Below are 12,941 nucleotides of genomic sequence, written 5' to 3'. Positions count from 1 at the left end.
TCCATGTACGTCAAACCCAAGGACGGTTTCGCCATCCGCGACCCCGACCTGCTTGACCTGTTGCCGGCCGGCGGCCGAGAGGTGCCCGACACCGACTACTGGCAGCGCCGTCTGCGTGATGGCGATGTCGTGCAAGCGGCGCCGGAGGCTCCGGCCCAGGCAGCCCCATCCGTCAAGAAAGGCGGTGACAAATGACCATCCCGTTTAAGAACATCCCGCAGCAAATTCGGGTACCGCTGTTCTATGCCGAACTGGACAATAGCCGCGCCAACACGGCGCAGGCCAACCAGCGCGCACTGATCATCGGCCAAGTGACTGCGGCCGCCATTACGGCAGGAACGGTGCCGAACATCCCGGTGATCAGCCAGGGCGTGACCGATGCCCAAACCGTGGGCGGCCCCAACTCCATGCTGGCGCTGATGACCGCATGGTATCGCAAGAACGACCAGTTCGGCGAGGTCTGGTATCTGCCGCTGGCAGATGACAGCAATGCCACCGCCGCCAGCGGCAGCATCACCATCGCCAGCGCGCCCACCGCCGGCGGTACGCTCTATCTATACGTGGCCGGCATCCGCTATGCCATACCGGTGCTACCCACCCAAACGCCGGCGCAAATCGCGACATTCATCGCCGCCACTCTGTCCGCGGACGCGGGTTGTCCGGTGCAAGCCACCAATACGGCAAACAGCGCGGTGGTGACGATTACGGCGGTCAACAAGGGACCGTGTGGCAATGACATCGACCTGCGGCTGAACTACCTCGGGCCGATCGGCGGCGAAACCATGCCGGTAGGCCTAGGCGTGCAGATCACGGCGCTGACCGGCGGCGCCACCGCGCCCAGTCTGTCGGCGGCCTTGGCCAACCTGGGCGACCAGCCTTTTGACTTCATCGTCTGCCCGTATAACGACACCACCAGTCTGTCGGCTCTGCAGCAGTTCATGAACGATCAAACCGGCCGCTGGAGCTACGCCAAACAGTTGTACGGTCACGTGTTCACCGCGTTGCGCGGCACGCTGGGCGCGCTGACCACCTTCGGCGTCACCCGCAACAATCAGCATGAAACCGTGATGGGCTTCAACGACAGCCCAACGCCGAACTGGCTCTGGGCGGCCGCGCTGGGCGGCGCCGTGGCAGTGAGCACGCGCGCCGACCCGGCCCAACCCTTGCAGACGGTGCCGCTGGCCGGCGTTCTGGCGCCGCCGGTTCAAAGCCGTTTCCAACTGACCGACCGCAATACTCTGCTGTACGACGGCATCAGCACATTCACGGTGGCTCAGGATGGCACCGTTGCCATCGAGAACCTGATCACCACCTACCAGAAAAACGCGTTCGGTAACCCCGACAACAGCTACCTTGAAGTGGAAACGCTGCATACCCTGGCCTACGTGATGCGCTTCCTGCGCACCATGGTCACCAGCAAGTATGCGCGGGTGAAGCTGGCCGCCGACGGGACGCGGTTCGCACCAGGCTCCAACATCGTGACGCCCTCCATCATCAAGGGCGAACTGGTGGCCGCGTACCGGCAGTTGGAATCGCAAGGGCTGGTACAGAACGGTGATGCCTTCAAGTCCGGCTTGGTTGTGCAGCTGGACCCCAGCAACCCGAGCCGCGTCAATGTGCTGTTCCCGCCGACGCTGATCAACCAGTTGCGCATCTTTGCGCTGCTCAACCAATTCCGGCTGCTATAAGCCACGCAATGGAGCGCTGCCTTTGGGCAGCGTTTCGCATTTCTGGGAGCAAACATGGCAGTAGACAACACTTACCTGCTCGCCGGCACCTGCCAGCTGAGCGTCAATGGCACCTCGTATCTGGTGGCCGGCGACTTCGGCTACAGCCCGGCCAAAGTCAAACGTGAAACGCTGACCGGCAAGGACGGCGTGCATGGCTACAAGGAAGAGCCGGTGGCCGGCTACATCAAGGCCAAGCTGCGCGATAGCGGCGGCCTGACCGTCGCTCAGCTCAACCAGATGACCAACGTCACTGTCACCCTGCAGCTGGCCAACGGTAAAAACATCGTGGGCCGCAACATGTGGACGGTGGAATCCCCAGAAGTCGATTCGGTGGAAGGCACCATCGACGTCAAATGGGAAAGCGCCAGTGTCGAGGAGGCCTGATGGTGGACGAAAACAAACCCGAAGTGCCGGATGAGCTGACGCTGACGCTGCGCAAGCCGATTGATTTCGGCAGCGAACAGATCCATGTGCTTGAGCTGCGCGAGCCGACACTGGACGAGTTGGAAAAGTTCTCCAAGGAGTACCAGAAGAACGGCCATATCGCGGGCAGCAAGTTTCTGATCTCGCTGGTCAGCGGCCACCCGGTAGCTGCCATCGGCCGCATCGGTGCGCGCGACTACAAGGCCGCGGAGGAGTATCTGGCAAATTTTGTCTGATCGCCCCGGAGGGCTCCTTGCCATCCAATTGGATGGACATCGTGGCCGAGGTCACCCGGTTTTACCGCTGGGGGCCTCATGATGCCTGGGGCCTGACCTGGTCGCGCCTTTCTTGGTGGCGATCGCAAATGCTGAGGATGTGTGATGGCGGCAGCTGACAATCAATTCCGGATCCGCATCACCGCGGACGACCAGGCCGGCCCGATAATCCAGAAGTTGGAAGGCCGGCTTGGGAAGTTCGCCGCCAAAATGGCGCTTGGCAAGAAGGTCGACGACCTGTCCAAATCCCAGCTTGAGCAGCGGGTCACCCAGCGCTTTGAGGGCCTGGCCAAGAAAATCCAGTCCGTTGGCAGCGCGCTGGGTAATACCGCCAGCAACCTATCGGCGCCGGTATCAGCCATCGCCGGCGGCGCCATTGTTGCCGGCATCACCGCCTCCGCCAGCAGCTGGGCCAGCTATGGCAACTCCGTGCTGCGCACCGCGCAAATGACCGGGGTTGGCACCGACGAGCTGCAAAAGCTGCGTGGCGCCGCCAAGCTGGCCGGCATTGAGGCCGAGCAGTTGGACGGCGGCATCGGCGCACTGGGCACCACGCTCAACGATGCGGCCAATGGCCGGAATATGACCGCGCTGGCCATGCTCAACCGCCTGGGAATCACCATCCGCCGCACCAAGGATGGCGCGATCGACACCTCTGCCGCGCTGAAGGACTTGGCCCAGGTGATGTCGAACCCCAAGATGAACCCGCAAACTAAGGCGATGATCGCTGACCAATTTGGGGTTCAAGGCCTGATGCCGATGCTGATGGATGGGCGCAAGAAGTTGGAAGACGACATGCGTAAAACCGAGCAGATGGGCGCCGTCCAATCGCCGGAGAAGTTGAAAGAGGCCGACGCAGCCAAGCGCAGCGAACGTGAAGCCGGCCTTGGGCATCAGCGCGCCAGCAACTGGCTGGGCGATTATGTGGGCCCGATCTACGGCAAGATTATGGAGGGCGCAGCCAAGATGCTATCGGAGCATCCCGGCATGACGCTGACCGGCGTGGCCGGCGTGGGACTCGGCGGCGCATGGGCGGTCAAGAAGGTGATGTCCAGCCTAGGTGAACGCCTGATCTCGTCTGTGGCCACCAACCTCGGCAAGGCCGTCGCCGGCGAAGCTACTACCGCGGCCAGTCAGTCCGCAGCCAAAGCCGGCCTGGACAAGATCACCCGCGCGACGCTGCCATTCTTTGGCGAACTCGCGAGCCGCATCTCCCTTGGCCTGAGCTTGCTGCTGCAGTCCGATGAGCTGAACGTCGGTGAAAACGCGATGGTGCTGGCCAATCAAAAGCGCTATGGAATTGGGTCGAGAAGCTGGCATGGTCTTGACCTGCAAAGCAAGGAATTCGCTGACCTGAAGGACAAGGCAAAAAAGGCATACCAGCCCAAGCTAGAGTTCGGAGATGAGAAAGCGCTGGAGTATATAAAGCGTTACATCAAGGAGAACCCGAATGCCAAGCCAGCAGGATGGAAGGAAGATGAGGAGGCACCCGCCACGCCCGGCCAGAAGCTGAAGCAGGCGGCGCAGCCGGAACCGCCCCAGAAGGCGCAGAGCACAAAAGCCATGCCGCGCGGAATCCGCAACAATAACCCAGGCAACCTGCAGTTCGTTGGCCAGGCCGGCGCCGTCAAAGAAGGCGGCGCTGGCGGCCGGTTTGCCGTTTTCAATTCACCGCAAGCCGGGCTGGATGCAATGGCGAAGCAGCTCAAGCGCTACTCCAACTCCGGGCTTAACTCTGTGAGCGACATTGTGCAGAAATGGGCGCCGAGTTCCGAGAACAACACAGCGGCCTATGTTTCGGCAGTGGCCAAGCGCATGGGGGTTAGCGGTAGCCAGGCGCTGGACATGAGCCGTCCCGAGGTGATTCGGTCGCTGATGGATGCCATGATCGTTCACGAGAACGGCAACAATCCATACTCCCAAAAAATGCTGGAAGCTTCCGCTGCGTCGGCGGTGACATACACAGGAAGGTCCGGAAGTGGAAAGGCGGTCAAGCCCTTGGCCTCTCCTGTCGCGGCCGCCTCCTCGGTCGTCACGGGCAATGCCGCGGTAGTGGAGCCTTCGCAGAAAATGCTGCTTGAGCAGCTGAAGTCCTTGCAAGATGCGGTCACCAAACTTTCCGACATGAAGGTCCAGGTGGCGGTCAGCGGCCTGCCCTCCGGCGCGCGCGCCACAGCAACGGGAGGTCCTGCGGTGGCGAGCAATACCCCGCGATACAGCTACCCGATGCCGGAGATGATAACGCCATGAGTTTCCAAGACGTCTTGAACACAGTCAGCCGAGCCGCCGGCGCGCTGGATGGCGTTGTCTCCGCTGCTGGCCAACTAACCAATGCGTTGGGGCTGGGTGGCCAGTCATATTGGGATCAACTGCGCCCGGCCAGCTACCGCGGCATTCCGTTTGCGGTGCTGGCCTCCGATGGGGAGTTCGGTCGCCGGCTGGCCGAACACGAGTATCCCAACCGCGATGTGCTGTGGGTGGAGGACATGGGCCGGCGCGGCCGGCGCATCAACATGATCGGCTTCCTGGTTGGCGACGATGTCATCAGCCAGATGCAACAGATGATCGCCGCCGCCGAGCAGGAAGGCCGCGGCGAGCTGGTCCATCCGACACTGGGAACGCTTTACGTCAGTTTGGGGCCGATGCGCGTGTCCGAGCGCTGGGACCAGGGGCGCTATGTCGAGTTGTCGATGCAGTTCATCGAGTCCGGAGACCGCGAATTTCCGGGCGAGCAGCAGGACACCGCCAGTTGGCTGCGCGACCTGGCGGACCAGGCCGGCCTGTCCGTTGAGGCTGATTTTGTGGCCGGGCTGATCAGTCAGGTGAAGCAAGGCGTCGCCGTGGTGCAAGCCGTGGTCAATGTCGCCGCGCAATGGGTCACTCGGATCAACCAGGTGGTCAATGCAGCCAAGAGCATTTACAACTCGGTTGCTGGCATTGCGGGCCAACTGCAGCGCATGGACAGCTTTGCCAATCGCTACGGTGATCCGCGCGGAGTGGCTGCACCCAGTAGCCCAACCCCCTCGCCCACCCGCCGAGCAGTCGCCGCCAGTGCCGTGCAGCGTCAAACCGTCGCGGTAGCCGCTGGCGCCGTGGCAACAGCCGCTGGCCGACTGGGTGCTCAGGCATCCGCCATCCAGCCGTTGCCGACCGCGGTAACGCAATCGGTTCAGGCTCTATGTGCGTCCTGCATCAGCCCCATGGACGCAATCAATGTGCTGACCGCCCTGCATCAGATGCCGATGCCGCAAAACATCGACACCTCACCCATGGGGAAAGCCATGACCACGGCCCAGCAACTGACCGTGACCATGATGCGCCGCGCGTCGGTCATTGGTGTGTGCCGATCGGTCGCCGACTATCAGCCGGTTAGCTATGACGACGCAGCAGCATTGCGGGCACGGGTTGGTCTGTTGGTGGAAAACGAGGCGGTAGCAGCTGCGGATGCGGGGGATATGGCCAGCTATCTGGCGTTGCGCAATTTACGCACTGCGGTGGTTGCGGATTTGACGGCAAGAGGCGGGTCGTTGGCGCGAATCACGCAAGTGGCGATCCCGCAGCCGATGCCATCGATGGTGCTGGCCCAGCGGCTGTATCGTGACCCAGCGCGCGCAACGGAACTGGCGAAACAAGCCGGCGCCATCCATCCGCTGTTCATGCCGACGCAGTTCAAGGCGCTGGCTCAGTAGAAATTGGATTTTCCGGCATGGGGTAGGTAATGTTTTTGTACTTCTCGGCTTGCTGCTTTGACCACTTCTCGCGCATCTGCGGCGTGATCCCCTCCTCGCTCCATCTTTGCCCTTTGGGTACCACCTTCTTCTGGCAGTAGAACGTTGAGGGGTGGCCGATGTTGTTGTTGTGGAGCACCCAGCGCGGGCCAGCCTGCTGACATTCGGCCTCGGTCTTGTAGATTCCCTGCGGCACCACGCCACCTTGCCATCCGTCAGCCATCACCATTACCAACAAAAATCCAATCATTGCGGCCTCCGTCATGACATCGAGTTGAGAGTATGGACGATCTTACCCTGGTTACCAATGGACAACGCATATCGGGATGGACATCGATCACCGTCGTTCGCGGGATTGAGCGGTTTCCTTCTGGCTTTAATATCAGCATGACCGAGCGCTTCCCCGGCGAGTTTGGGAAATTGCTGCTCTATCCAGGTGATCCGGTGCAGGTGCTGCTGGGCACCGATGTGGTGGTGACAGGGTATGTGGATGATTTCACACCCACGCTGAATGCGTCGACTCACTCCATCGCCGTGAGCGGACGCGGCAAATGCCAGGACCTGGTGGACTGCAGCCATTTCTACCAGGGCTGCCAGATGACCAACATCACCCCACTGGCGATGGCCATCAAGCTGGCCACGCCATACGGGATCGATGTGACATCCGACGTGGGCGCCGGCGCGGCGGTCCCGGTGTGGCAACTTCAGTGGGGCGAGACCCCTTACAACATCCTGGAGCCGGTGGCGCGCAACAGCCAGATGCTGATTTACGAAAGCCCTGACGGTTCGCTGCGTCTATCGCAAGCCATGCACCCAGCAGCCGGCCAGCGTTATCCCGTCCTCGCCGAGGGCGTCAACATCGAGTCCATCGCCATGCGCTGGTCTATGTCGCAGCGGTTCAGCCAATACATTGGCCGCAGCTTACCGATGGACACGATGAGCGATGCCGGCACGGGCCCGGATGTGATTGCCATCGTCACGGATCCCGGAGTGCCACGCTTGCGCGTGCGCAGCATCATTGCCGAAACCGGTGACACAACCGACTACCAGATCACCAAGGCTAGAACCAACTGGGAAGCGGCGCGCCGCGCCGGCCGGAGCCTGCAAGCAACGGTGACAGTGGATAGTTGGCGCGACGATGCCGGCAATCTGTGGCAGCCCAACACGATAGTGACATTGACCGCGCCGACGGTTCATGTACCACGCGTCAACTGGCTGGTATCGGATGTGACTTATCGGCGTGACGCCACCGGCACACACGCTGATTTGGTGCTGATGCCGCCTGAGGCTTTTTCGGTACAGCCGGTGAACCTGTTCCCGACTCAGCGCGATGTTGTCGCCGGCGTGGCCAATGGAGGCAAGTCATGATTCAGCAAATTGAGCGCCTGGCACGCCGCATCTGGATGCTGCTGGGGCGCGGACGCATATCGGCGCCGGCCAACGACGCAGGACCCATCCAAATCCTGCAGGTGCAGTTTGGCGCAGACGAAACACGAGACCACTTGCGCCGCGCGGCTGAGTTCGGGTTTACCAGTCACCCACCGGTGGGCACGGACGCCATCGTGCTGTTCCCGCAGGGGGACTGCAACAACGGCGTGGTGGTGGCCACCAATCACCAAGGCAGCCGGATGAAGGGGCTTCAACCCGGAGAAGTGGCGATCTTCGACAACCAGGGTCAGTCGGTCTATTTGACCCGGTCCGGCATCGTGATCAACGGCGCCGGCCTGCCGCTGATCGTGAATAACGCGCCGACAGTGACGGTCAATGCTGCAACCAAGGTCCAGCTGAACACTCCCGAACTGGATGTCAGCGGACAGATCAAGGCCGGGGGCGACATCACCGACAATGCAGGCAGCAATGCGCACTCCATGGCGCAGATGCGCGCCATCTACAACGGCCACGACCATGCCGTACAGGGTGTTCAAAGCGGTGGATCCACGGTCACCACCCAACACCCCAACCAACAGGAGTAGGCATGGATATCTCCACAATCTGGGTGGCCGGCACGCATGGCGACTGGGCCCAAGCGGGGCCAGGACTGCTATCAGGCAATGATCTGCAGTCCGCAATCCTGATCAGCCTGTTCACTGATCGCATCGCGGGTCCGGATGACGCCGTGCCTGATGGCAGTGGCGACCCGAGAGGCTGGTGCTTGGACGATGCAAAACCGATCGGTTCGCGGCTATGGCTGCTGCAGCGTGCCAAACAAACCCGTGAGACAGCCAATCGCGCGCGCGACTATATCGCCGAGGCCCTGCAATGGCTCATCGATGATGGCGTTGTGGCCAAATTCGATATCACGGTGCAGTGGGTTGCGGCATCCACGCTGGGCGCCCAGGTTGTGGCCTACAACAGTGCCGGCGCGCGCACATCCCTGCAATATAAGTGGGCCTGGAACGGAGTGAACTGATGCCCTATGCAAAACCAACACTGACCGCGTTGCGCCAGCAGGTGGCGCAGGATATTGCCGCCACCGTGCCCGGAGGCGATGGCCTGCTGCGGTTCAGCAACCTGGGCGTAATGGCTGCCGCGCAGGCGGCCATGGCTTATGGCCATTACGACTACATCGACTTTGTAGCCAAGCAATCCACGCCGTGGACCGCTACTGGAGAGTTCTTGCAGGGCTGGGGGGCGATGAAGGGTGTTTACATCAAACCGGCCACCGTAGCCAGCGGCTCTGCAACATTCCCGGGGCAAGTCAACAAAACATTGCCGGCCGGCACACTAATCAATCGTGGCGATGGCCAGCAATATACCGTCACCAGTGACGGCGCGGTCGGATCGAGTGGCACGGTAACCGTTCCGATCTCCGCCGTCGCCGACCCGGCTGGATTAGTGGGCGCAGTAGGCAATGCCCCTGCTGGCACACTCCTCTCGCTTGCTCAGTCTGTGCCGGGTATTCAAGCCGCCGGCTCCGCTGCCACGTCGCTGACCGGCGGCGCAGATCTAGAAGATGACGAAGCGTATCGCGCCCGCGTGCTTTCTGCGTGGCAATCCACTCCGCAGGGCGGCGCGCGTAGCGATTATGAGATGTGGGCGCTGGCAGTGCCGGGCGTCACGCGCGCGTGGTGCGCGCCGAATGGATTCGGCGCCGGCACGGTGGTGGTGTACGTCATGCTGGATGGCGCGGAATCCGCAAATGGAGGGTTCCCGGTGGGAAGTAATGGGGTATCCCAATTTGACCAGGGGCCGGGCGGGATACCGCGTGGCGTGGTGGCTACGGGTGATCAGCTCATGGTCGCCAACTCGATTGCGCCATTACAACCCGTGACTGCGCTGGTTTACGTGGTGGCGCCTATTGCTCAGTCCGTTCCGTTCACAATCAAAGGGGTGCCGATGGCGTCACAAGCTGCCGTCGCGTTGGCCATATCCGGAGTTTTCTTTCAGTACGGAAGGCCTGGCGGCACCATCCAGCTGCAATTGATCTGGTCCGCCATCTCCACGGTTTCAGGCGTTAGCGACTTTATCGTAGTCTCGCCGTCCGGCTCCGACATTACCAGCCCGGTAGGCAATTTGCCTGTGTTGGGCACTATCACCTGGCAGTGAGGTTCTATGCCGCTCCCCAATTACACCGCCCTGGATTACCAAGGCGCGCTGCAGCGTTTGCTGCCGCGCGGCCGTGTGTGGCCACACGATCCAAATGCTGTGCAGTCCAAGGTGGCGCTGGCACTAGCTCAGATTTACGGCCGCACCCATAGCCGGATCAACAACCTGCTGGTGGACGCGTTCCCGGCATCGTCAACAGAACTTCTTCCCGAATGGGAAGCCGCGCTGGGCCTTCCCGATCCGATCTTGGGGCTTGCAACCACGATTGCCGGTAGGCGCCAACAGGTTGTAGCCAAGCTGACCGCCACGGGCGGCCAGTCCGCGGCGTACTACCAGTCGGTGGCCGCTGGCTTGGGGTTTTCCATTACCGTCACCAATTACGCGCCATTCCGTTGTGGGCAAAGTAGTAGCGGCCAGGCGGTTGGCTCAGTGGATTGGCACCATACCTGGTCCATCACCGCTGCCAGCAACACCATAAACCACTTCGCTGCCGGCGCCAGCGCATCGGGCGAACCGCTTTCTGTTTGGGGTAATGCCATTCTGCAGTCCATTCTGCAACGCATTGCACCAGCTCACACCATCCTGCAGTTCAGATATTCCATGTGAGGAAACCATGTTCCAGATCGACAACTCTACTGCGGCAACGCAACTGCCAACCATATCAAACCCGGGAACGCCGGGTTTTTTTACGGATGGCAATCCGGCAACAGGTCAGGCGCCGACCATTGTCCCTGCAGAGTGGTTCAACACTGTCATGATGGAGTTGTGTAATGCGGTAAGCGCCAGTGGGCAAACTTTGACGAAAGGGAAATTGAATCAACTTGCGCTCGCGATTCAATCCCAAGGCGCGCCGTTCGCGCTGGATACCGGCACGGCAAACACCTACGTTGTCAATTTCACGCCGGCGTTTACCTCTCGAACCGAAGGCCAGGTGATCCGCTTTAAGGCCAAAACGGCAAACACAGGCGCCAGCACGCTGAACGACGGCATCGGATCGGTTCCTTTTGTCGGTGGCGCGCACTCCGCCCTACAGGGCGGTGAGATTGCCGCTAATGGCGACTGCTGGGCTCAGTGGAATAGCAGTGTTGGTTCTGGCGGCTCATACGTTCTTCTCGTGTGCACTGGCGGGGCTTCGCAGGTGGCGGCTGCAACGCAAAATAGCCATGCTGTTAATTTAGGGCAGCTTAACAGCGCCCTATCCAGCAAAGCTGGCATTGCTACTACCTTGGCGGGATACGGAATTACTGACGCACTGCCTTTGAAGAATTCTGTGGGGATTACGACTCAAGACTGGAATACTCTCACATCCCCAGGAGTTTATGATGTGCAAAATGGCAGCGGCGCAAACATGCCGAGCGCTTATCGATACGGGGTATTACTGGTTGCCAATGCTTTTGAATTTAACGCCATCGGCCAACTATACATGGCAAACAGTGGAGAGGTTTGGTATAGGGGGGGCTGGGCAAAATCAGCATGGTCGTCGTGGAAACGGCTTGACGCTAATGCTTGGGGTGACATAACAAATAAACCAACAACTCTGGCTGGCTTTGGCATCACTGATGCTGCGGCATTAACTGGCTCTGCCACTCAAGTATTTTCTGTTGCAAATGCAACTCAAAATTCCCATGCAGTGAACCTTAGCCAATTGAACAGTGCTACCAGTGCAGTTATTGCGCCTGGCAGTGTGGTTCATTTTGCTAGATCAACCCCGCCAACCGGATGGATTGCTGCGGACGGCTCCGCAATTTCGCGATCAACATACGCAAATCTTTTCAGTGCAATTGGAGTAACCCACGGCGCCGGAGACGGATCAACGACATTTAACGTCCCGGATTTGCGAGGGGTGTTTTTGCGCGGAGTAGATAATGGGCGCAACGTAGACCCAGGTCGAACTTTAGGAAGCTGGCAAAATGATGCCATTCGGAACATAACAGGCTCGATTTCAACTCCTGGCGGTGTTTCGCAGTTCCTAGGCGAACAAGTGACGGCCACCGGGCCGTTCACTATAAACGGCAACAATTATTCACTCCCAATCGCAGACGGGGCGGGTCCTAATTCTGGTCCGTCGTTAATGGGTTTTGATGTCTCTCGTGTCGTCCCGACTGCAAGTGAAAACCGTCCTGTGAACGTGGCGCTACTCGCATGCATCAAATATTAAGGAGATAGTGTGCCTGCAAAAACCGTATATTCATATGACCCGAAGACGGGCATTTTCGCCGGCGAAACAACGGCATTTCAATCGCCATTAGACAAAAACGTAGTCTGGCTGATGCCCGCAAACTCAACAGAAGAAGCCCCGCCAGAAGCTTCAGGCAACCAATCTGCTGTATATGCCGCAGGCGCGTGGACACTTGTGCCAGACTTTCGTGGCGTCCCGCTCTGGAGTACTGCGACGGCGCAGCCAGTTTGTGCCGAGCTTGGTGATACGCTGGAGAGCCTTGCTGCGACTCCACTGCCTCCGCCGCCGTTTGGAGTGTGGTCAAAAGACAAGTGGTCAGTAGGTCCTGGCGCTCTAACAGCTGCGGTGCAATCTCAGCTCCAGATACTGCAATTTGCATGTCAGTCTGCCATCACTGCCGGATTCATATCTAGCGCGCTGGGGAAACCCAACCATTACGGATCGCTTCAAACAGATCAGATCAACCTGCAAATTCAGTTTGCAGCAAGTCAATCTAGTAACCCGCCGTCCGCGTATTACATCTACTGCAGCCCAGCACAGATGCAAAACCCGCCGCTTGTGCAGCACACACAGGCGCAGATGCTGCAAGTGCTTGCAGACTTGAATGCATGGCGCACTGCGCAGCAGCAACAGTACAGTACGCTGGTGCAGCAAGTCCAGGCCGCAAAAACGGTGGCAGCCGTACAGGCGGTTAATTGGAACTGATCCGGTACATAAATTAGAAAACAGCCCGCCGCGCGCGGGTTTTTTTTACGCCCGCGGAGGATAAATGGACTGGGCTTCTCTCGCAACAATTGGATGTACTGCGGCCGGCGGCGCTGGAACAGTTGTTTGGTACTTATTCAACAGCTCGAAAGATGACAGCAGGAAAAACAGTGCTGAAATAGCTGAATTGCAAAAAGAACTTGCTGCGCACAAATTATATGTTGCCGAGCATTACGTCACTAGCAACGAATTAAGCAAAGCTATAGAAGCGCTTAGCAAAGCCATTGATGCTGTGTTCCTGAAGCTTGACCGCATTGACGGGAAGCTAGACGGAAAAGCCGATAAGGCTTAAATC

The 12,941-nt window shown here is 59.8% G+C and carries 15 protein-coding genes; 14 read left to right on the top strand and 1 reads right to left on the bottom strand.

The annotated features are described in order from the left end of the window. Nucleotides 1-3: 3 nt before the first annotated feature. The 6 genes from BR71_RS03615 (at nt 4) to BR71_RS03590 (ending at nt 6,117) form a co-directional block, all read left to right on the top strand. Entirely contained in the window at nt 4-195 is a 192-nt protein-coding gene (locus tag BR71_RS03615; protein WP_043632668.1) for a DUF2635 domain-containing protein, read from the top strand. After that, complete coding sequence (locus BR71_RS03610; protein ID WP_043632665.1) at nt 192-1,688, top strand: phage tail sheath subtilisin-like domain-containing protein; 1,497 nt, start codon at nt 192-194, stop codon at nt 1,686-1,688. Before BR71_RS03615 ends, BR71_RS03610 begins: the two co-directional genes overlap by 4 nt. A 54-nt stretch (nt 1,689-1,742) precedes the next feature. Continuing rightward, on the top strand, nt 1,743-2,114 hold the full coding sequence (locus BR71_RS03605; RefSeq protein ID WP_043632661.1) for a phage tail tube protein: 372 nt from the start codon (nt 1,743-1,745) through the stop codon (nt 2,112-2,114). Further along, a complete protein-coding gene (locus BR71_RS03600; RefSeq protein WP_052370300.1) occupies nt 2,114-2,389 on the top strand; it encodes a phage tail assembly protein in 276 nt (91 codons plus the stop codon). Before BR71_RS03605 ends, BR71_RS03600 begins: the two co-directional genes overlap by 1 nt. Nucleotides 2,390-2,533: 144 nt before the next feature. After that, entirely contained in the window at nt 2,534-4,678 is a 2,145-nt protein-coding gene (locus tag BR71_RS24595) for a hypothetical protein (RefSeq protein ID WP_043632658.1), read from the top strand. Next, nucleotides 4,675-6,117: a DNA circularization protein gene (locus BR71_RS03590; RefSeq protein ID WP_043632655.1), complete on the top strand. Its 1,443-nt coding sequence runs from the start codon at nt 4,675-4,677 to the stop codon at nt 6,115-6,117. The genes BR71_RS24595 and BR71_RS03590 overlap by 4 nt, the downstream gene beginning before the upstream one ends. Here the strand turns inward: BR71_RS03590 and BR71_RS03585 are convergent. Next, entirely contained in the window at nt 6,098-6,406 is a 309-nt protein-coding gene (locus BR71_RS03585) for a hypothetical protein (RefSeq protein ID WP_043632652.1), read from the bottom strand. The two genes, BR71_RS03590 and BR71_RS03585, sit on opposite strands and share 20 nt — an antisense overlap. Nucleotides 6,407-6,438: 32 nt before the next feature. Between BR71_RS03585 and BR71_RS03580 the strand changes: the two genes are divergently transcribed. From BR71_RS03580 to BR71_RS03555, 8 genes are all read left to right on the top strand, one after another. Then, nucleotides 6,439-7,524 carry a phage baseplate assembly protein gene (locus BR71_RS03580; RefSeq protein WP_043632649.1) on the top strand — a complete coding sequence of 362 codons (1,086 nt, stop codon included), beginning with the start codon at nt 6,439-6,441 and terminating at the stop codon, nt 7,522-7,524. Next, the gene (locus tag BR71_RS03575) at nt 7,521-8,129 is read left to right on the top strand and encodes a phage baseplate assembly protein V (RefSeq protein ID WP_043632646.1); all 609 of its coding nucleotides are present in this window, start codon (nt 7,521-7,523) and stop codon (nt 8,127-8,129) included. The genes BR71_RS03580 and BR71_RS03575 overlap by 4 nt, the downstream gene beginning before the upstream one ends. Before the next feature lie 2 nt (nt 8,130-8,131). Further along, nucleotides 8,132-8,566 carry a phage GP46 family protein gene (locus BR71_RS03570; RefSeq protein WP_043632643.1) on the top strand — a complete coding sequence of 145 codons (435 nt, stop codon included), beginning with the start codon at nt 8,132-8,134 and terminating at the stop codon, nt 8,564-8,566. Beyond that, nucleotides 8,566-9,702: a baseplate J/gp47 family protein gene (locus BR71_RS03565; protein ID WP_043632641.1), complete on the top strand. Its 1,137-nt coding sequence runs from the start codon at nt 8,566-8,568 to the stop codon at nt 9,700-9,702. The genes BR71_RS03570 and BR71_RS03565 overlap by 1 nt, the downstream gene beginning before the upstream one ends. 6 nt (nt 9,703-9,708) lie before the next feature. Next, complete coding sequence (locus BR71_RS03560; RefSeq protein ID WP_043632638.1) at nt 9,709-10,308, top strand: YmfQ family protein; 600 nt, start codon at nt 9,709-9,711, stop codon at nt 10,306-10,308. 7 nt (nt 10,309-10,315) lie between these two features. Continuing rightward, the gene (locus BR71_RS24590; protein WP_208854829.1) at nt 10,316-11,860 is read left to right on the top strand and encodes a phage tail protein; all 1,545 of its coding nucleotides are present in this window, start codon (nt 10,316-10,318) and stop codon (nt 11,858-11,860) included. Between the two features lie 9 nt (nt 11,861-11,869). After that, complete coding sequence (locus BR71_RS23980) at nt 11,870-12,586, top strand: hypothetical protein (RefSeq protein WP_156038777.1); 717 nt, start codon at nt 11,870-11,872, stop codon at nt 12,584-12,586. A gap of 64 nt (nt 12,587-12,650) precedes the next feature. Further along, on the top strand, nt 12,651-12,938 hold the full coding sequence (locus tag BR71_RS03555; protein WP_043632635.1) for a hypothetical protein: 288 nt from the start codon (nt 12,651-12,653) through the stop codon (nt 12,936-12,938). Nucleotides 12,939-12,941 lie beyond the last annotated feature (3 nt).

Origin of the sequence: Chromobacterium haemolyticum DSM 19808 (assembly GCF_000711885.1) — a bacterium.
In the GTDB taxonomy this organism is placed as follows: Bacteria; Pseudomonadota; Gammaproteobacteria; order Burkholderiales; family Chromobacteriaceae; genus Chromobacterium; species Chromobacterium haemolyticum.
This window is presented reverse-complemented; position numbering and strand designations above follow the sequence as displayed.